Genomic DNA, 21,213 nt, shown 5'->3' with positions numbered 1-21,213 from the left:
TCGTGTCTCAGGCGCTGCGGACGGCCGCCCACATGGCGGCCGCCGTCGTCGTGGCAGTCGTCGTCGCCGGCATCTCGCTGGTGGCGATCGCCCGGGTCGAGTGGCCCGCGTTCAACTCGTCGAACCAGCTGCACGCACTCACCACCGTTGGTCAGTTCACTTGCCTGGCAGGGATTTTCGCCGCGGGCTGGCTGTGGCGCGCCAACCGACGGCTGATCGCCAGGGCCGTCTCGGTGGTGTTCCTCTCCGCGTTGTCGGCAGTCACGCTGGCAATGCCGTTGGGCGCCACCAAGCTGTACCTCTTCGGCGTCTCCGTCGACCAGCAGTTCCGCACCGAGTACCTGACCCGCTTCACCGACACCGCGGCGCCGCACGACATGACCTACATCGGTCTGCCGCCGTACTACCCGAGCGGCTGGTTCTGGCTGGGCGGCCGGCTCGCCGACCTGACCGGCACACCCGCCTGGGAGATGTTCAAGCCGTGGTCGATCGTGTCGATCACCGCGGCGATCGCCGTCGCGCTGGTGCTGTGGACGGCGATGATCCGCTTCGAGCTCGCCCTGGTGGTCTCGACGGCGACCGCCGCGGCCACGCTCGCCTACGCCACCGCCGAGCCGTACGCCGCCATCATCACCGTGCTGTTGCCGCCGGTGTTCGTGCTGGCGTGGTCGGGGTTGCGGGCCGACCGCGACAAGGGCAACGGCTGGGCGGCCGTCGTCGGCGTCGGGCTCTTCCTCGGGCTGGCGGCGCTGTTCTACACGCTTCTCCTCGGATACGCCGCGTTCACCGTGACGATCATGGCTCTGCTCGCCGCCGTCACCCGGCGCAGCTGGGGGCCCGTGCTGCGGCTCGCCGTCATCGCCGTCATCGCGGGCGTCATCGCGCTGATCCACTGGGCGCCGTACTTCCTGGCCGCGTCCAAGGGCGTGCCCGCCGACACCGGCACCGCCCTGCACTACCTGCCCGCCGACGGCGCCCAGCTGACGTTCCCGATGCTCGACTTCACCCTGTTGGGCGCGCTGTGCATGGTCGGCACGCTGTGGATGGTGGTCTATGCGCGCAGCTCAACGCGTGCGGGCGCACTCGCCGTCGGCGTCCTCGCCGTCTACGCGTGGTCGCTGTTGTCGATGGTCACCACGCTGCTGGGCACCACGCTGCTGTCCTTCCGGCTGCAGCCCACCCTGACGGTGCTGCTGACGGCGGCGGGCGCGTTCGGGTTCGTCGAAGCCACCGTCGCCATCGCCTCTCGGTACACCCCACGAACCCGGCAACGGGTCGTCGCCGCCGGCGCGGCGGTCGGCGCGCTCGGTGCCATCACGTTCACTCAGGACATCCCCGACGTGCTGCGACCCGACATCGTCGTGGCCTACACCGACACCGACGGCAGCGGTCAACGCGCCGACCGTCGCCCCCCGGGCGCCGAACAGTACTACCGCGCGGTCGACGCGAAGATCGCCGAAGTCACCGGTAGACCCCGCAACGAAACCGTGGTGCTGACCGCCGACTACAGCTTCCTGGCCTACTACCCGTACTACGGCTTCCAGGGCCTGACGTCGCACTACGCCAACCCCCTCGCCCAGTTCAAGGAGCGGTCGGCGGCCATCGAGAACTGGGCGACGATCACCTCGCCCGACAAGTTCGTCACCGCCCTCGACACCCTGCCCTGGCAGGCGCCGACCGTCTTCCTGATGCGGCACGGGGCCAACGACACCTACACGCTGCGGCTGGCCAGCGACGTCTACCCGAATCAGCCCAACGTGCGCCGCTACCAGGTGGCACTCGACGCCGCGCTCTTCGACGATCCGCGGTGGGCCGTGTCCGACATCGGGCCGTTCGTCCTGGCGATCCGGCGGTAAATGATCATGACCGGTGAGGTCCCCGCGAACGGGGAACTATCATCTAGCCCCGTGACAGGTGCCGGGGCCAACCACAGAACCGCCCGCCTCGTCGCCATCGTCGCCGGTTTGCTGGGGTCACTGCTGGCGATCGCGACGCCATTCCTGCCGGTCACCCAGACCACCGCCACGATCAACTGGCCGCAGAACGGCGTGATGCAGAGCGTCGACGCTCCGCTGATCGGTTACGTGCCGACCGACATGAACGTGACCATCCCCTGCCGCGCCGTGGCGGGTCTGATGGGCGCCGAGAACGCCAATCGGACCGTACTGCTGTCCACCGTCCCGAAGCAGGCGCCCAAGGCCGTCGACCGCGGCCTGCTTGTCGAGCGGGTCGGGGGTGACCTGCTCGTCATCGTGCGCAACACTCCCGTGGTCAGCGCGCCGCTGACCGAGGTGCTCAGCCCCGCCTGCCAGCAGTTGACGTTCACCGCCCACGCCGACAAGGTCACCGCCGAGTTCGTCGGACTCGTCGAGGGACCGGACGCCGACGGCCAGGCCAAGCCCGGCGACCCGCTTCGAGGCGAACGCAGCGGGTACGACTTCCGACCCCAGGTCGTCGGCGTCTTCACCGACCTCACCGGGCCCGCTCCGCCAGGCCTTCAGTTCTCGGCCACCGTCGACTCCCGCTACAGCACCTCCCCCACGCTGCTCAAGCTGCTGGCGATGATCGTCGGCATCGCGATGACCGTCGTCTCCCTCGGCGCCCTGCACGTCCTCGACAGCGCCGACGGTGTGCGGCACCGCAGGTTCCTCCCGCCCCGCTGGTGGTCTCTGACGCCGCTGGACGGCCTCGTCACCGCGGTCCTGCTGTGGTGGCACTTCGTCGGCGCCAACACCTCCGACGACGGCTACATCCTGACGATGGCGCGGGTGTCGGAGCACGCCGGCTACATGGCCAACTACTACCGCTGGTTCGGTACGCCGGAAGCGCCGTTCGGGTGGTACTACGACCTGCTCGCGCTGTGGGCGCACGTCAGCACCGCGAGCGTGTGGGTGCGGCTGCCCACGCTGCTGATGGCCCTGGCGAGCTGGTGGGTGATCAGCCGCGAGGTCATCCCGCGCCTTGGTCACGCGGTCAAGACCAGCCGCGCGGCGGCGTGGACCGCGGCAGGCATGTTCCTGGCGTTCTGGTTGCCGCTCAACAACGGCCTGCGACCCGAACCGATCATCGCCCTGGGAATCTTGCTCACCTGGTGTTCGGTGGAACGTGGCGTCGCCACCAGCAGGCTTCTCCCGGTCGCGATCGCTATCATCATCGGTGCGCTCACCCTGTTCTCCGGGCCCACCGGCATCGCCGCGGTCGGCGCGCTGCTCGTCGCCATCGGTCCGCTGAAAACCATTGTGGCCGCTCATGTGTCACGGTTCGGTTACTGGGCGCTGCTGGCGCCGATCGCCGCGGCGGGCACCGTCACCATCTTCCTGATCTTCCGCGACCAGACCCTTGTCGCCGAACTCCAGGCCAGCAGCTTCAAGTCGGACGTCGGCCCCAGCCTCGCCTGGTTCGACGAGCACATCCGATACGAACGCCTGTTCATGGCCAGCCCCGACGGCTCGGTGGCCCGCCGCTTCGCCGTCCTCGCGCTGCTGCTCGCACTGGCCGTGTCGGTCGCAATGTCGTTGCGCAAGGGCCGAATTCCCGGGACCGCCGCGGGACCGGCCAGACGCATCATCGGCATCACGATCATCTCGTTCCTCATGATGATGTTCACGCCGACGAAGTGGACCCACCACTTCGGTGTCTTCGCCGGACTCGCCGGGTCACTCGGGGCGCTGGCGGCCGTCGCGGTCGCCGCCACGGCGATGAGGTCGCGCCGCAACCGCACCATCTTCGCCGCCATCGTCCTGTTCATGACGGCGTTCTCGTTCGCCAGTGTCAACGGCTGGTGGTACGTGTCGAACTTCGGCGTTCCGTGGTCGAATCAGTTCCCGCAGTACAAGTTCGGCTTCACCACCATCCTGCTTGGCCTGTCCGTCGTCGCCCTTCTGGTGGCGGCGTGGCTGCACTTCACCGGCCGCGACGCGTCGCCGCCGAGCAAGCCACGGCGCTGGTCCGGGGTGGCCGGGGTGCCGCTGACCATCGTGGTGTGGGCGCTGGTGGTCTTCGAGGTGATGTCGCTGACCGTCGCGATGGTCGAGCAGTACCCCGCCTGGACCGTCGGCCGGTCCAACCTCGAGGCGCTCACGGGCAAGACCTGCGGGCTGGCCACCGACGTCCTCGTCGAGCAGGACCCCAACGCGGGCATGCTGACGCCGGTCAGCTCGCCGGTGGGCGTCGCTCTCGGTCCGTCGTCACAAGGCTTCGGCCCCAACGGAATTCCTGCTGACCTCTCGGCCGACCCCGTCTCCGAACCAGAGGGCAGCGACAACTTCGCCGACTCCGACGGATCGGGCGCCAGCGGAAGCGAGCCGGGCACCGAGGGCGGCACCACGGCCGCCGCGGGCGTCAACGGCTCGCGGGCGCGACTCCCCTACAACCTCAACCCCGCCACGACGCCGGTGATGGGCAGCTGGCGCTCGGGCACGCAGCAGCCGGCCCAACTGCGGTCGGCTTGGTACCGCTTGCCGCCGCGCGATCAGGCGGGCCCAGTGTTGGTGGTCGCGGCCGCCGGCCGGTTCGACCCGGGCGAGGTGACGGTCCAGTGGGCGACCGACGAGCAGGCGGCCAGCGGCCAGCCCGGCGGCAGCGTCGGCTTCGGCGACGTCGGCGCCGTCCCGGCGTGGCGCAACCTTCGCGTCCCGCTGAGCGCGATCCCGTCGCAGGCCACCCAGGTCCGGCTCGTTGCCTCCGACCAGGACCTCGCACCCCAGCACTGGATCGCGGTGACCCCGCCGCGGATCCCGCTACTGAAGACGCTTCAAGAGGTCGTCGGCTCCACCGACCCGGTGCTGCTCGACTGGCTCGTCGGGCTGGCGTTCCCGTGTCAGCGACCGTTCGGGCACCAGAACGGCGTCACCGAAGTACCCAAGTGGCGCATCTTGCCGGACCGCTTCGGCGCCGAGGCGAACTCGCCCGTCATGGACTACCTCGGCGGCGGCCCGTTGGGCATCACCGAACTCCTGGTGCGTGCCGTGCCCGTCCCGACGTATCTGAAGGACGACTGGTTCCGCGACTGGGGCGCCCTGCAGAAGTTGACCCCGTGGTACCCCAACGCCCAGCCCGCGCGGCTGGATCTTGGCACCGCCACACGCAGCGGATTGTGGAGCCCCGGGCCTCTTCGTTTGAGCTGAGGCCCGCATGGCGACGCAGCGCACACGAGTACGTCGCCTAGCATCGAACCTCGTGCCCGCCAGGACCCTACGACTCATCGCGATCATCGCGGGGGCCCTGGGACTCCTGCTGTGCGCTCTGACTCCCCTCCTTCCCGTCAAGCAGACGACGGCCGCGATCCTGTGGCCGCAAGGCGTCGGAGCCGACGGTTTGATCACCGACGTCACCGCTCCGTTGGTCTCCGGCGCCCCGCTGGCGCTCGACGCGACCATCCCCTGCCAGGCGATTTCCACGCTGCCCGCCGCGGGCGGCATCGTCCTGTCGACCATCCCCGACGGGGGCATCGACGCAGGCCGCAACGGCCTGTTCGTCAGGGCCACCGCCGACAGCGTCATCGTCGCGTTCCGTGACTCGGTGGCCGCCGTCGCGCCACGGCAGGCCGTCACCTCCGGCGCCTGCAGCTCGCTGCACGTCTGGGCCAACGTCGGCGGCGTCGGCGCGGACTTCGTCGGCATCCCCGGTGCGACCGGCACCCTCGCACCGGAGAAGAAGCCTCAGGTGGCCGGCGTCTTCACCGACCTGAAGGCCGCTCCCCAGCCCGGCCTGTCCGCCCGGGTCGACGTCGACACCCGCTTCATCACCTCACCGACCGCACTGAAGACCGCGCTGATGGTCCTCGGCGTGCTGGCCACCATCGCCTCGATCGTGGCGCTGGCCCTGCTGGATTTCCGGAGCCGCGCTGGCGGCGACATTGGCGTCAGCCGTCGCGCCACGGGCGCCTGGCGCCGGTTCTGGCGCGCAGGCGTGGCCACCTGGCTCGCCGATGCTGCCGTCGTCGGCACCCTGCTGCTCTGGCACGTCGTCGGGGCGATCTCGTCGGACGACGGCTACAACCTGACCATGGCGCGGGTGTCCGGCGACGCCGGCTACGTCGCCAACTACTACCGATACTTCGGCGCTACCGAGGCGCCGTTCGACTGGTATCAGTCCGTCCTCGCGCACCTCGCGACGATCAGCACCGCCGGGGTGTGGATGCGACTGCCAGCCACGCTGGCCGCACTCGCCACCTGGATGCTGCTGAGCCGCTGGGTACTGCCCCGGCTCGGCAGGCGACTGGCCGACAACCGGGTGGCCGTCTGGACCGGCGCCGCGGTGTTCCTCGCCGCGTGGCTGCCGTTCAACAACGGCCTGCGACCCGAACCGTTGATCGCCTTCGGCGCGCTGCTGACGTGGGTCCTCGTCGAATACGCGATTGGCGTCCGCCGGTCCTGGCCCGCGGCAGTCGCGATCGTCGTCGCGATGTTCAGCGTCACGCTGGCCCCGCAGGGCCTGATCGCGATCGCCCCGCTGTTGGTCGGCTCCCGCGCCATCGCCAGGAACGTCCGCGCCAGGCGCACCGGAGCGCTCGCCCCGATCGCCGCCTTCGCCGCATCCCTGTCGGTGGTCTTCGTCATCGTGTTCCGCGACCAGACGTTGGCCACCGTCGCCGAGTCCGCGAGGATCAAGTACACCGTCGGCCCCACCATCTCCTGGTACCAGGAGTTCCTGCGCTACTACTTCCTCACCGTCGAGGACAGCGTGGACGGCTCGCTGACCCGCCGTTTCTCGGTGCTGATTCTGCTGCTGTGCCTCTTCGGCCTGCTGGCGGTCATCCTGCGCCGCGGCACCCTGCCCGGCATGGCGACCGCACCGGTCTGGCGACTGCTCGGCACCACGGCGGTCGGCCTGCTGCTGCTGACGTTCACCCCGACGAAGTGGGCCGTCCAGTTCGGCGCGTTCGCCGGGCTGGCCGGCGCGTTGGGCGCCGTCACCGCCTTCACCTTCTCCCGCGTCGGGCTGCACAGTCGCCGCAACCTCGCGCTCTACGTGACGGCCCTGCTGTTCGTCCTGGCGTGGGCCACCTCGGGCATCAACGGCTGGTTCTACGTCGGCAACTACGGCGTGCCGTGGTTCGACAAGCAGCCGGTGATCGTGGGTCAGCCCGTGACGTCGATGTTCCTCGGGTTGGCGATCCTGACCGGTCTGCTGGCCGGCTGGCTGCACTTCCGCATGGACTACACCGGGCACGTCGAGGTCGAGAACACCCGGCGCAACCGAGTGCTGGCCTCCACCCCGCTGCTGGTGGTCGCGACGCTGATGGTGCTGCTCGAGGTCGGCTCGATGGTCAAGGGCGCCGCGGCCCGCTACCCGAACTACACCACCGCCAAGGCGGACGTCGACGCGTTGGCCTCCGGCCTCAGCGCAACCAGCTGCGCGATGGCCGACGCCGTGTTGGTCGAGACCGACCCCAACGCCGGCCTGCTGCAACCCGTTTCGGGTCAGCAGTTCGGCCCAGACGGCCCTCTCGGCGGCACCGACCCCCAGGGCTTCACGCCGAACGGCGTCGGCGACAGCCTGTTGCCGCCCGAGCCCGTCACCGCCAACCCCGGCACCGTCAACTCACCGGGGTCGGCCGACAAGCCCAACGTCGGCATCGGATTCTCCGCGGGCACCGGTGGTGGCTACGGACCCGAGGGCGTCAACGGCTCCCGCGTGTTCCTGCCCTTCGGGCTCGACCCCGCACGCACCCCCGTGATGGGCAGCTACGACGAGAACACCGCGGCCGCCAAGGCGACGTCGGCCTGGTACGAGCTGCCGCCCCGCACGCCCGACCGGCCGCTGGTCACCGTCGCCGCCGCAGGCGCGATCTGGTCGGTCGACGAAGAGGGCGACTTCAACTACGGCCAGTCGCTGAAACTCCAATGGGGGGTTCGCAATCCGGACGGCAGCTTCCGTGCGCTCGCCGCCGTCGAGCCGATCGACCCGTTGGTGCCGCAGCGGGCGTGGCGCAACCTGCGCTTCCCGTTGGCGTCGGCGCCACCGGAGGCCAACGTCGCCCGCATCGTCGCCGACGACCCGAACCTGTCCACCGACCAGTGGTTCGCGTTCACCCCGCCGCGCGTCCCGACCCTGGAGTCCGCGCAACGGTTCCTCGGGTCGACGACGCCGGTGCTGATGGACATCGCCACCGCAGCCAACTTCCCGTGCCAGCGACCGGCGTCGCAGCACCTCGGCATCGCCGAGCTGCCGGACTACCGAATCCTGCCCAACGCCAAGCAGGTCGTGGTGTCGTCCAACCAGTGGCAGTCCGCCGACGACGGCGGACCCTTCCTCTACATCCAGGCGCTGCTGCGCACGTCGACGGTTCCGACCTACCTCAGCGGCGACTGGTACCGCGACTGGGGGACGATCGAGCGCTACGACCGGATCGTGCCCGCGCAGACCGCTCCCGACGTGACCGTCGACCAGGGTGCCGAAACCGTTCTGGGCTGGACCCGCCGCGGACCCATCAGAGCCCTGCCACTGGAGACGGACAAGTGAGGACTACCCGCTGGGTGGCGATGATCTCGGGGCTGATCGGCTTCGTGCTGTCAGTGCTGACCCCCCTGCTGCCGGTGGTGCAGACCACCGCGACGGTGAACTGGCCGCAGGGCGGGCAGGTCGGCAACGTGACCGCCCCGCTCATCACGCTCACACCGGTCACCCTGACGGCCACCGTGCCGTGTGACGTGTTCCGCGACATGGCGAATCGCGGCGGCGGCACAGTGCTCGGCACCGCCCCGCCCAACACCAAGGACGCCGCGCTCAACTCGCTGTTCGTCAACGTCAGCAGCAAGATCAACGGCCAGCGCATCACCGTCACCGACCGCAACGTCGTCGTCGCGACCATGCCGATGTACCGGGCCCTCGGCCGCGAATGCACCCGCATGGAGATCACCTCGTCGGAGGCGGGCACGTTCGCCACGTTCCCCGGGATGACCGATCCGACCGACCCGCAGAAGGAGTTCCGCTCCGGATTCGTCGACCCCAACCTGCGGCCCAACTTCGTCGGCATCTTCACCGACCTCACCGGACCTGCGCCGCAAGGACTCTCGGTGACGGCGACGGTCGACACCCGGTTCACCACCAAGCCGACCGCCGTGAAGCTCGCGGCGATGCTGCTCGCCATCGTGGCCACCGTCGTCTCACTCGTCGCCCTGTGGCGTCTCGACCAGCTCGACGGCCGCCGCATGCAACGCATCATCCCGTCGCGGTGGCGCACCTTCACGGCGACCGACGTCGCGGTGGTACTCGGATTCCTGATGTGGCACGTCATCGGCGCCAACTCCTCCGACGACGGCTACATCCTGCAGATGGCCCGCGTCGCCGACCGGGCCGGCTACATGTCCAACTACTTCCGGTGGTTCGGCAGCCCCGAGGATCCCTTCGGGTGGTTCTACAACGTGCTCGCGTTGATGACGCACGTCAGCGACGCCAGCATCTGGATGCGCTTGCCCGACTTGATCTGTGCGCTGCTGTGCTGGCTGCTGTTGTCCCGCGAGGTACTGCCCCGGCTCGGCCCGTCGGTGGCCTCGAGCCGTTCGGCGACGTGGGCCGCAGGCCTGGTGCTGATGGCCGCGTGGATGCCGTTCAACAACGGGCTGCGGCCCGAGGGACAGATCGCCACCGGCGCGCTGATCACCTACGTGCTGATCGAGCGAGCCATCATCTCCGGCCGGCTCACCCCTGCCGCGCTGGCCATCGTGTCGGCCGCGTTCACCCTCGGCATCCAGCCGACCGGCCTGATCGCCGTCGCCGCGCTCTTGGCAGGTGGTCGCCCACTGCTGCGCATCCTGGTGCGCCGTCACCGCGTCGTCGGCACGTGGCCGCTGGTGTTGCCACTGCTGGCCGCCGGCACCGTCATCCTCGCGGTCGTCTTCGCCGACCAGACGTTGGCAACCGTGTTGGAGGCCACCAAGATTCGCACGGCAATCGGCCCAAGCCAGGCGTGGTACACCGAAAACCTGCGCTACTACTACCTGTTCTTGCCGACGGTCGACGGGTCGCTGTCGCGCCGGTTCGGGTTCTTCATCACCGCGCTGAGCTTGTTCGCCTCGCTGTTCATCATGCTGCGCCGCGGCCGGGTCCCCGGTGTCGCGCGCGGTCCCGTGTGGCGGCTCGTCGGCATCATCTTCGGCACCATGTTCTTCCTGATGTTCACCCCCACCAAGTGGGTGCACCACTTCGGCCTGTTCGCCGCCGTCGGCGCGGCCATGGCAGCGGTCGCGACGGTGCTGGTGTCCCGCGCGGTGCTGCGCTCGGCACGCAACCGGATGGCGTTCACCGCCGCGGTGCTGTTCCTCATCGCATTGACCTTCTCCAGCACCAACGGCTGGTGGTACGTCTCCAGCTACGGCGTGCCGTTCAACAACGCGCTGCCGAAGATCGGCGGGGTGACGGTCAGCTCGATCTTCTTCGCGCTCTTCGGAATTGCCGCACTGTGGGCCTTCTGGTTGCACCTGGCGCGCGATCGCACCGAGAGCAAGCTGGTGCGGGTCGTGACCGCGGCACCGATTCCGGTCACGGCGGGGCTGATGGTCGTCGTGTTCGTCGGCTCGATGCTGGTCGGCGTGGTGCGGCAGTACCCGACGTATTCGAATGCGTCCTCGAACCTCAAGGCCCTGACCGGGGGCTGTGGCCTGGCCGACGACGTGCTAGTCGAGCCGGACTCCAACGCCGGTTTCCTGGCGGCCCTGCCGGGCAGTTACGGCCCCCTCGGCCCGCTGGGTGGTGTTGGCGCCGTGGGGTTCACCCCAAATGGCGTGCCCCAGCACATCGTCGCCGAGGCGATCCGCAACGACCTGCCGACCCCGGGTACCGACTACGACTGGGACGCACCGGTCAAGCTGTCGAGCCCAGGGGTGAACGGGTCGACGGTTCCGCTGCCGTACGGTCTTGACCCCCGGCGCGTCCCGCTGGCTGGCACGTACGTCAACGGGCCTGCGCAACAACAGAGTCGGCTGACGTCGGCGTGGTACCAGTTGCCGGCCGTGGACGACGCGCACCCGCTGGTCGTGGTCACGGCCGCGGGCAGCATCACCGGCAACAGCATCTTCAACGGTCGCACCGAGGGTCAGCGCATCGAATTGGAGTACGCCAGAACGGGTTCCGACGGCGCACCGCAGGCCGCGGGTCGCGTGACTCCGTACGACATCGGCCCCATCCCGTCGTGGCGCAACCTGCGCTTCGACCGCTCGCAGATCCCGGCCGACGCGACGTCGGTGCGGATCGTGGCCGAGGACCTGTCGCTGACGCCCGGTGACTGGATTGCCGTCACCCCGCCGCGTGTTCCGGAGCTGAAGACCGTGCAGCAATACGTCGGTTCGACCCAGCCGGTGCTGATGGACTGGGCCGTCGGCTTGGCGTTCCCGTGCCAGCAGCCGATGCTGCACGCCAACGGGGTCACCGAGATCCCGAAGTTCCGCATCACGCCGGACTACAACGCCAAACGCAAGGACACCGACACCTGGCAGGACGGCCTCAACGGTGGCCTGCTCGGAATCACCGACCTGCTGTTGCGGCAGAACCTGATGTCGACCTACCTGAACCACGACTGGGGTCGGGACTGGGGATCGCTGCGCAAGTTCGACACCGTCGTGGAAGCACAGCCGGCTCAGGTCGAGCTGGGCTCCGCGACCCACAGCGGGTTGTACTCGCCGGGCAAGATCCGGATCAAGCCCTAAGACCTGCGTAGGGTCGACGCATGAACGACCGCACCACGCTTGGCAAGGCGACGATCATCCGCGTGCCCGAGTGGGAATTCGACGTGGGGACCGGGCTATTCGCCGATACGCCCGCGCAGGCATGGATGGACGAGGCCGAACTCTTGGTGCCGACGTTCTACAACCCCCAGACCGGGCGCTGGCGCGTGGCGTTGCAAAGTTGGGTGCTCGAGGTCGACGGACTGACCGTCGTGGTCGACACCGGTGTTGGCAACCACCGCGATCGTCCGCACATTCCGGCCCTGTCGGGACTCGACACCGACTACCTCGGCGCGCTGGAGCGGGCCGAGGTGGCTGCCGACGAGGTCGACGTGGTGGTCAACACGCATCTGCACACCGATCACGTCGGCTGGAACACCCGACTGCTCGACGGCGAGTGGGTGTCGACGTTTCCCAACGCCCGCTATCTGATGCCCGAGGCGGACTACCGCTTCTTCGCTCCGGACGGACCCGGGGCCTCCGACGGCTCGCAAATCGTGTTCCAGGACAGCGTCTTTCCAGTGGCCGACCAGATGGAGCTGTGGAGTGACGACCTCCAGATCAGCGAGTCGCTGCGACTGCGCCCCGCCGCCGGGCACACCCCCGGCTCGTCGGTGCTGTGGCTCGACGCGGGCCAGCCTGCGGTGTTCGTCGGCGACATGACGCACTGCCCGATCCAGATCGCCCGGCCCGACGACCCGTGCGGGTTCGACGTGGACGCAGCCGCCGCGGCGGTGACGCGCAAGCGGGTCTTCACCGAGGCCTCGCGTTCGCGGGCGGCCGTGATTCCCGCGCACTACCCGGGCCACGGCGGTGCGACGCTGGTGGCCCGCGGCGACCGGTTCGAGGTTGACGACTGGCTGGAACTGCCGGGCATTTAGGGATACTCACGTTCGCGTCGGATTCGGTTGGCGCGGTCTTGGGCGCGGGTGGTCTTGCGGCGTGGCATGGTCAGCCCGCCGGTATGCGCCGTGGGCACGCCGTTGACGACCACCGATGCGGTGGGCTCGCTGAGTTCGGGGAACAGCAGGCGGCTGCCCGGTGTCGTGATGTGCTGCCGGCCGTCGGGTGCGGTCCACACTATGGTGCCGTCGTCGAGTTGCTCGTCGCGCCAACCACTTTGGCCACCCCAGAACGTTTTCAGCAAATGATGTCTACGGCATAGACATTTCAGGTTGGATGCGGCCGTCGGCCCGTAGGGCCACGGGACGCTGTGGTCGACGTCGCAATGGGTGGCCGGCACTTTGCAGCCGGGGAAGCGGCAGGTCATGTCGCGGCAGCGGACGAAGTCGGCCAGCTTCTTGGAGGGTCGGTATCGGGGTTCCGGTGGTGCCTGTCCGGGGTGCACGATTGAGGTGATCGTGGCCCCGACGGTGGCGCGGCAGGCGATGGCGCCGGGCAGGAACTGTCCACCCATCATCGCGGCGGGCCGCAGCTGGGCCAGGCGTCCCGGGGTGGGGGTGAGGGCTTCGGTCAGGGTCAGTTCGCGCAAAGGCTTTGTGAACATGGCCGGCGGTTCGCCGTCGAGGGACGCGCGCTCGTCGGCGGGGCCGGCGGGGATGCCATCGCGCGACTCCGCCCGTGGCGCCTCATCGCTCGAGCGGTCGGCGCTGTCTGGCGCAGAGTCGTCGTCGGCGGGCGCAGGCGGCGGCGGGGATGGCGCTTGTGCCAAGGGCTCGCGGAGGGTGTCCGCGCTCGCGATCACGTAGACCACCACCCCGGTGGAGGGTGGGTTCTCACCGGCGGGGCAGTCGCCGGTCTCGCAGAGGCAGGCCAGCCGATCCGCGCCGTGGGCCAGTGCTCCGATGGCGTCGGCGCGACGTTGGTCCAGTGTGCGTGGGTCGGCGGGGCAGACGGTGCGGGCCAGTGCGTCCACGCGGGCGTCGAAGGCCGTGGCATCAGTGGCGAACAAAGTCGCAAACACCGTGGCCATTCCGCTCCCGTCGTCCTCCCCGACGTCCACCGACCGCCCCCGCGCCTGAGTCTCGGTGCGGTGCACAGCCTGCGGGTCGACCTGAGCGACGAACGCGTCGACGGTCTTCTCGAGTGTTGCCGTCGACATGGGTTCGCGGGTGCTCAGCGCCTCGGCCAGCAGGCGGTCGAGTTCGTGCAAGGCGTCGGGGTCGACGACCAGGGCGCCGCGCTGCACCACGATCCGGACCAGTTGGTAGGTGATCAGTCCCTCGGCGAATACCGCGGCGACCAGTGGGAACCGTTCATGCAGCGCGACGGCGATGAGGAGTTGGTTGGACGCGGCGCCATGAGTGATGCGCTGGGCGGCACCGATGTGCGCGGCGACGGCGTCCCAGGTGTCGGTGCACCACAGATCCCGCTCGGCGGAGTCGTCGGCGGCATGGGCGACCTGGAACATGGCGGCCATCGCCGCGACACGACGGGCGCAGGCAGCGGACTCCACCCGCAACCACGACTCCACCCCACCGGCACCCGAAGTACCGGCGGCGATGGTGGCCAATGACTCGAACATGCATTCGAATCTACTCGGGTACACCGACCCGCAACAGACCCAACGAACAGCCTGTGGATAACTCTGAAAGCGTCAGTGGCGCAGGCTAATCCGACGGATTAGAGCGGCGTCAGCCCATGCTTGCGCAGCGTCTTGTTGCGGTTCTGCTTGTCCCGCAACAACTTCATCGACTTGCGCAGCAGCAACCGCGTCTCGTGCGGCTCGATGACACCGTCGATGTAGCCACGCTCGGCGGCGATCCACGGCGTCGCGAGGTTGAGGTTGTAACCCTCGATGAAGTCCGCGCGGATCTTCTGCACCTCGGGCGAGGTCGGATCGGGGAAGCGCTTCACCAGCAACTGCGCCGCACCCTCGGCACCGATCACCGCAATGCGCGCGGTGGGCCAGGCGAAGTTCAGGTCGGCGGACAACTGCTTGGAGCCCATCACCGCATACCCGCCGCCGTAGGCCTTGCGGATGACGAACGTCACCTTCGGCACGTCGGCTTCCACGATGGCGTTGAAGAACCGGCCACCGCGCTTGATGATGCCGCCCTTCTCCTCCTCGAGCCCAGGCATGGCGCCCGGGGTGTCGACGACGAAGACCAGCGGCAGGTTGAACGAGTCGCAGAACCGGATGAAGCCTGCGGCCTTGTCGGAGGCTTCGTTGCCGACGGCGCCGGCGTTGACCATCGGCTGGTTGGCGATGACCCCGACCGGGTGGCCGTCGACTCGCGCGAACGCCGTGATCATGGACGGGCTTCGCTGCTCGGCGATCTCGAAGACGTCGCCGTCGTCGAAGATTCGCAGCAGGATCTCGTGCATGTCGTAGGCCTGGTTGTCCGAATCGGGGACGATCGTGTCGAGTTCCAGGTCCGACGGCGTGATCTCGGGCTCCAGCCCGGGGTTCACGATCGGCACGTTGTCGAAGTGGTTGGGCGGCAGGAAGCTGAGGTAGTCGCGCACGTACTGGTACGCCGCGCTCTCGGACTCGACCACCTTGTGGATGTTGCCGCGCTGCGCCTGGACGTCGGCGCCACCCAGCTCGTCGAAGGTGACGTCCTCACCGGTGACGTCCTTGATCACGTCGGGCCCGGTGATGAACATGTAGCCCTGGTCGCGGACGGCGACGATCAAATCGGTCTGAATCGGCGAATAGACCGCTCCGCCAGCACATTTGCCGAAGATGAGCGAAATCTCGGGAACCAGGCCACGCAGCATCTCGTGCCGCCGGCCCAGCTCGGCGTACCACGCCAACGACGTCGCGGCGTCCTGGATGCGGGCGCCACCGGAGTCGTTGATGCCGATGATCGGGCAGCCGACCATGGCCACCCACTCCATCAGCCTGGCCACCTTGCGGCCGAACATCTCACCGACCGAGCCCTGGAACACCGTCTGGTCGTGGCTGAACACTCCAACCGGGCGACCGTCGATGGTGCCGTGGCCGGTCACCACGCCGTCGCCGTAGAAGGCGTTGGGATCACCGGGGGTACGAGCCAACGCGCCGATCTCCAGGAAGCTTCCCGGGTCGAGCAGTTCGTAGATCCGCGCGCGGGCGCTTGGAATGCCCTTCTTGTCGCGACGGGCCTTCGCCTTCTCGTCACCCGGATCCTTGGCGAGCTCCAACCGCTCACGGAGCTCGGCCAACTTCTCGGCAGTGGTGTGGGCTCTGCTGGCGACGGGGGCCGCTTCCTGGGTCACTTCTGCTCGCTCTCGATGCGGTTGATCGCCTCACTCATGTGCGCGCCGACCTTCGCAATGTACGGCTCGTCGATCGCCTGAATGTGCTCGCCCCCGATGTGCACGACCTCCAGATCGGAAGCAAACTCACCCCACCCGCCGTCGGGCTGGCGCGTGGAGTACGCGGGCTCGAAGGTGATGGCGTCGTCGTGATAGCGGTCGGCCATGTACAGCGTGACGTGACCGTCGTACGACTTGACGTCGGCGACGTCCAGCGCACGCTGATCCAGGTACGACGTCCGCTGGTGCTCGATGATGCCCCCGGGAATCTGCACGCCGGAGTCCTTAACCGCGTTGAGGATGAACTCCACCTGACCGGCGTCGTCAAGCTTCTCGAGCTCCTCGTAGGGGATCGCCGGAATCTGCACGTTGAACGTCTTCTCGGCGAACTTCGCGTAGCGGTCCCAGCGGGCCCTGGTCCCTTCGGTCGAGGTGTCGATCGGTTCACCCGGTCGCACGCAGTCAATCAGGCCGACGAACCGTACGTCGGCGCCGGCTTCCTTCAGCCCGATCGCGCAGGCGTAGGACAGTGCCCCGCCCAGCGACCAGCCCGCCAGGATGAACGGCTTGCCGGTCTTTCCGTCGGTCCAGCCGTTGAGCTCCAACAGCTTTGGAACGTACTGGGCGGCCCGCTCCTCGATGGTGCCCTCGACCCGTTCCAGCCCAATCATCGGTACGCCCGCGGGCAGCCGCTTCAGCAGCGGCTCGTAGACCACCGTCGAGCCACCGGCCGCGTGGAACACGAAGACCGGAACGTCGCTCTCGTGCTCGGCCTTGCGGATGGTCCTGACGAAACCGTCCAACTCACCGGCTTCGAGGAACTCCCGCACCGTGGACGACAACTCCTCGATGGTCTGCGCCTTCTTGACGTCTTCAGCGGTGATCGTTCCCTCGGCCCGCTCCGAAAGACGTTGCGCCATCTTCTGCGCTTCCTCGTCGGTCAGGTCGCGCAGCGAGTTGAAGATGCCGCCGGGCGACTTGCCGGTGACGATCGCCCACGTCGCGAACGTCACGCGCTCGGCGGCGTCACGCGGTGGCACGTCGGAGTTCAACGCCTCCGAGATCGCCTGCTGGTTGAGCACCTGCGCCGCACCTGCCAGGTTTGGCGACTTTTCCGGTCCGGCCGGATTGGTCGGTGGTGGCGGCGGGGGCGGGACGATGCCAGCGGTTTCGATGGGCGCCTCGGGAGTGACGGTCACCGCTTCGGCCTCGGCGGCCTTCTTGGTGAGCATCTCCTCCAGCTCGGCCACCGTGGTGGCTCCACCCATCAGCTCGGCCTGCGCGGCGGCGATCTCCTCGTCGGTCTGAGTCTTCTGCACTTCGGCGAGCTGACCCACCTCGTCCCGGTGCTCGATCGCGTATTCGATGAGCTTCTCGACGGCATACAGGTTGGCGTCGCGCACCGCGGTCAACTGGATTGGCGGCAGGTCGAAGTCATACTCGACGCGGTTCTTGATCCGAACCGCCATCAACGAGTCGAGACCCAGCTCGATGAGCGGGACCTCCCACGGCAGGTCCTCGGGCTCGTAGCCCATGGCGCTGCCGACGATGGTGCCCAACCGCTCGGAGATCGACTCCCCCGACTCGGGTGACCACTTGGCGAAGCCGGCCGCCAAACCTGCTCCGGCAGTGAGGTTGTCCTGCAGGATCGCGGCGTCGTCCTCGGGCTCGTCCTCGACCGGGACTTGCGCGGACACGGCCACCTCGGACACCGCGGCGCCGACGGCGGTCGGCAACGCGGTCGCCTGACCGGCGCGCGTCACGATCGCGTCGTAGACGAGGGCGAACGACGACTCGGTCCCGTTGTCGAAGCGAGCGTGCACCTGCACGGTCGCACCACCGGGATGACGGGTCAGGGTCGTCACCAGCCGCGCGTCATCCGCGGGTACCGCGCGCTGCTCGTAGGCCGTCAGCTTGGCATCCGGAAGCACCTGCGCTGCAGCAGATTTCACCAATGCAGCAAGGTCGGTAGTCGCCCGCGGGGAGTACTCCCACACGTGGCGACCGTCGGGCATGGCGACGTGGTTGCCCGGCATCAGGTTGGAGCTGTCGCCGGTGAACCGGACGTCGAGCCAATGCGGCTTGCGCTTGAACCGCGTCGGCGGGATGTCGGCATAGTCGGCCGGGGTGGAACCCCGAGAGAACAAAGTGCGGAAGTCCAGATCATGGCCGTAGGTAAACAGCTGCGCCATGGCCGAGGTCATGGAGTCGACCTCGTCCTGCTTGCGGGCGAGCGTCGCGATCAGCTGCCCGTCATGCAGGCCGGCCGACGCCGTCGTCAGCCCAACCTGCATGAGCGCCACCGGGTTTGGCGCTAGCTCGAGGAACGTGGTGTGCCCGTTGTCGACGGCGTTGCGGATGCCGTGGGTGAAGTAGACGCTGTGCCGCAGCCCCTTCTTCCAGTAGTCGACGTCGTGGATGGGCTCTGCACCGGCACGGATCAGCTGACCCTCGTGGACGGTGGAGTAGTACGCCGTCTCCAGCGGATGCGGCTCGATGCCCGTGATCTCCGCCGAGAGCTCACCAAGCAGCGGGTCCATCTGTTGGGTGTGGCTGGCGCCCTTGGTCTGGAACTTTCGGGCGAACTTGCCCTCGGACTCCGCCCTGGCAATGATCGCGTCGATCTGCTCGGGCGGTCCGCCGATCACGGTCTGCGTCGGCGCCGCGTACACGCACACCTCGAGGTCGGGGTAATCGGAGAACACCGTCTTGATCTCGTCGGCGGAGTACTCGACGAGCGCCATCAGGCGGATGTACTCGCCGAACAGCATCGACTCGCCCTCGCCCATCAGGTGGGCGCGCGAGCAGATGGTGCGGGTGGCGTCCTGCAGCGACAGACCACCGGAGAAGTAGGCCGCGGCCGCCTCACCGAGCGACTGCCCCACCAGCGCACCGGGTTTCGCGCCGTGCGCCTTCAGCAGCTCGCCCAGAGCGACCTGGATGGCGAAGATGACCGTCTGAACCACTTCGATGGGGTAATCGCAGGTCTCGTCGGTGTAATCGATCGCGTCGTCGAGGATTAGCTCGACGATCGAGTAGCCGCGCTCGTCCTGGATCAGCGCGTCGACCTTGTTGATCCACTCGGCGAAGATCTCGTCGCGGAGGTAGAGGCTCTTGCCCATCTTGCGGTGCTGAGCGCCGAATCCGGCGAGCACCCAGACGGGCCCGCTGGTGGCGGGGCCGTCGGCGGCGAGCACCAGCGGCGATTGCTTGCCCTCGGCCAGCGCGCGCAGTCCCTTGACTGCCTCATCGTGGTCGTGGGCGAGAACCACTGCGCGCGAACGCCCGTGGTTGCGGCGCGACAGCGACCGGCCGATCGATTCGAGCGACGACGCGCGACCTTCCGCACCGTCAATCCAGTCGGCCAGCTCGGCGGCGGTGGACCGCTTGCGTGACGTCAGGAATCCCGAAACCGCAAGCGGCACGATCGGTGCCGTTGGTTCAGCGGCGTCGAGCTCCTCGCGGGCGGCTTCGATCAACCGAAGCGCCTCGTCGGTGAGGCCGGGGAGTTCTGGCTCGGCATCAGCGGCGGCAGCAGGAACGTCGAGTCCGTCGTCGTCGTCGTCCAGGATGTCGCCGTACTCGTCGACCCGCACACCGCCGACGAACACCGCGTTGGCGTCTGCCTTCGGCTGCGCCGCAACGGGTTCCGCCGCGGGCTCGGGCTCGACGAGGTCGGACGGCAGCACTTCGCGCAGCACCAGGTGCGCGTTGGCGCCACCGAAGCCGAAGCCCGAGACGCCGGCGATCGCGTGACCGCTGTACCGCGGCCAGTCGGTCACGGTGTCGTTGACCTTGATGTTGATCTTGTCGAAGTCGATGTACGGGTTGGGGCCGGCGTAGTTGATCGACGGCGGCAGCTTGTCATTGCGCAGCGACAGCGCCACCTTGGCCAGGCTCGCTGCGCCCGCGGCCGACTCCAGGTGTCCCAGATTCGATTTCACCGCACCCAGCAGGGCGGGCTTGTCGGCGACGCGGCCCTTGCCGACCACGCGGCCCAGCGCGTCCGCCTCGATTGGGTCACCGAGGATGGTGCCCGTCCCGTGCGCTTCGACGTAGTCGACCGTGCGGGGGTCGATGCCCGCGTCCTTGTAAGCCTTGCGCAGCACGTCGGCCTGGGCGTCCGGGTTCGGCGCCAACAGTCCGTTGGACCGGCCGTCGTGGTTGACCGCGCTGCCGGCGATCACCGCGATGATGTCGTCACCGTCGCGGCGGGCGTCGGCGACGCGCTTGAGCACCAGCATGCCGCCGCCCTCGGAGCGGGCGTAACCGTTGGCGTCCTGCGAGAACGACTTGCATCGACCGTCCGGCGCGAGCACACCGCCGACCTCGTCGAAGCCGAGGGTGACCATCGGGGTGATCATCGCGTTGACGCCACCTGCGACCACCACGTCGACGTCACCGGCGCGCAGGGCCTTGACACCCTCGTGCACGGCGACCAACGACGACGAGCACGCGGTGTCGATGGACATCGACGGACCACGGAAGTCGTAGAAGTACGACACCCGGTTCGCGACGATCGAGCTGGCGGTACCGGTGATGGCGTACGGGTGAGCGGCGGTGGGATCGGCGATGCTCAGGAACGTGTAGTCGTTGTTCGAGCTGCCGACGTAGACGCCGACGCTCTCACCGCGCAGGCTGGACGCCGGAATCCTGGCGTGCTCCAACGCTTCCCAGGTGAGCTCGAGGGCCATCCGCTGCTGCGGATCGATGTTGTCGGCCTCCATCTTCGACAGCGCGAAGAATTCGGAGTCGAAGCCCTTGATGTCGGACAGGTAGCCACCGCGGGTGTGCGCCTTGGCGACACGCTCGGCGATCCTCGGTTCGGAGAGGAACTCCTCCCACCGGCCAGCAGGCAGTTCGGAGCTGGAATCCTTGCCCTCGAGCAGCGCCGACCACATCTCGTCGGGGGTGTTCAGGTCACCGGGGAACCGGGTGCCGATGCCGACGATCGCAATGTCGTCCAGCTCTTTGGTCCGCGACCAGTCGTAGTCCTCGTCGACGAGAGCTTCGTCCTCGGGATCACCCTCGACGATGACCGTAGCCAGCGACTCGATCGTGGGGTTCCGGAACAGCACGGTAGCCGTCAACGTCACACCGGTCAGGTCTTCGATGTCACTGGCCAGCGACACCGCGTCGCGCGACGACAGGCCCAGTTCGACCATCGGCGCGGCCTCGTCGATGCCGTCGGCGGACTGCCCGGTGGCGTCGGCGATCCAGTTGCGCAGGAACTCGCGCAGTTCGGCGACCGTCTTGTCGGTACGAGCCGGCTTCGCCGACGAACCGTCCCCGGCGGGCGATGGCGAATTGTCTTCGGATTCAGTCATATTCACAGTCACTTTCG

General features: G+C 68.4%; 8 protein-coding genes. 5 read left to right on the top strand and 3 right to left on the bottom strand.

Annotated features, from left to right (window positions below):
* Positions 1-32: 32 nt before the first annotated feature.
* From ASD37_RS15005 to ASD37_RS14985, 5 genes are read left to right on the top strand one after another with little or no spacing between them, the layout of a single operon-like run.
* On the top strand, positions 33-1,856 hold the full coding sequence (locus tag ASD37_RS15005; RefSeq protein ID WP_056553390.1) for a galactan 5-O-arabinofuranosyltransferase: 1,824 nt from the start codon (positions 33-35) through the stop codon (positions 1,854-1,856).
* Between the two features lie 6 nt (positions 1,857-1,862).
* Complete coding sequence (locus tag ASD37_RS15000) at positions 1,863-5,126, top strand: arabinosyltransferase domain-containing protein (protein ID WP_056553387.1); 3,264 nt, start codon at positions 1,863-1,865, stop codon at positions 5,124-5,126.
* A 52-nt stretch (positions 5,127-5,178) separates the two neighbouring features.
* On the top strand, positions 5,179-8,466 hold the full coding sequence (locus tag ASD37_RS14995) for an arabinosyltransferase domain-containing protein (RefSeq protein WP_056552177.1): 3,288 nt from the start codon (positions 5,179-5,181) through the stop codon (positions 8,464-8,466).
* A gap of 20 nt (positions 8,467-8,486) precedes the next feature.
* Entirely contained in the window at positions 8,487-11,648 is a 3,162-nt protein-coding gene (locus tag ASD37_RS14990) for an arabinosyltransferase domain-containing protein (protein WP_056553384.1), read from the top strand.
* Positions 11,649-11,668: 20 nt separating this feature from the next.
* A complete protein-coding gene (locus tag ASD37_RS14985) occupies positions 11,669-12,547 on the top strand; it encodes an MBL fold metallo-hydrolase (protein WP_056552173.1) in 879 nt (292 codons plus the stop codon).
* Here ASD37_RS14985 and ASD37_RS14980 read toward each other — a convergent pair.
* The 3 genes from ASD37_RS14980 to pks13 all read right to left on the bottom strand — a co-directional run bounded on the left by ASD37_RS14980 (position 12,544) and on the right by pks13 (position 21,196).
* Positions 12,544-14,151, bottom strand: a complete 1,608-nt coding sequence (locus tag ASD37_RS14980) for an HNH endonuclease signature motif containing protein (protein ID WP_056552170.1) — start codon at positions 14,149-14,151, stop codon at positions 12,544-12,546. The two genes, ASD37_RS14985 and ASD37_RS14980, sit on opposite strands and share 4 nt — an antisense overlap.
* A 98-nt stretch (positions 14,152-14,249) precedes the next feature.
* Positions 14,250-15,830 (bottom strand): acyl-CoA carboxylase subunit beta, encoded by a 1,581-nt coding sequence (locus tag ASD37_RS14975; RefSeq protein ID WP_056552167.1) that lies wholly within the window; start codon positions 15,828-15,830, stop codon positions 14,250-14,252.
* Positions 15,827-21,196 (bottom strand): polyketide synthase Pks13, encoded by a 5,370-nt coding sequence (pks13, locus tag ASD37_RS14970; protein WP_156720885.1) that lies wholly within the window; start codon positions 21,194-21,196, stop codon positions 15,827-15,829. Before pks13 ends, ASD37_RS14975 begins: the two co-directional genes overlap by 4 nt.
* Positions 21,197-21,213: the final 17 nt, after the last annotated feature.

The organism is Mycobacterium sp. Root135 (assembly GCF_001426545.1).
Taxonomy (GTDB): domain Bacteria; phylum Actinomycetota; class Actinomycetes; order Mycobacteriales; family Mycobacteriaceae; genus Mycobacterium.
This window is presented reverse-complemented; position numbering and strand designations above follow the sequence as displayed.

What these genes read in the sequence shown, in the direction of transcription:
- pks13 (WP_156720885.1), bottom strand. Translation starts at nt 21,196, where the DNA reads ATGACTGAATCCGAAGACAATTCGCCATCGCCCGCCGGGGACGGTTCG.
- ASD37_RS14990 (WP_056553384.1), top strand. Translation starts at nt 8,487, where the DNA reads ATGATCTCGGGGCTGATCGGCTTCGTGCTGTCAGTGCTGACCCCCCTG.
- ASD37_RS15000 (WP_056553387.1), top strand. Translation starts at nt 1,863, where the DNA reads ATGACCGGTGAGGTCCCCGCGAACGGGGAACTATCATCTAGCCCCGTG.
- ASD37_RS14985 (WP_056552173.1), top strand. Translation starts at nt 11,669, where the DNA reads ATGAACGACCGCACCACGCTTGGCAAGGCGACGATCATCCGCGTGCCC.
- ASD37_RS14980 (WP_056552170.1), bottom strand. Translation starts at nt 14,151, where the DNA reads ATGTTCGAGTCATTGGCCACCATCGCCGCCGGTACTTCGGGTGCCGGT.
- ASD37_RS15005 (WP_056553390.1), top strand. Translation starts at nt 33, where the DNA reads ATGGCGGCCGCCGTCGTCGTGGCAGTCGTCGTCGCCGGCATCTCGCTG.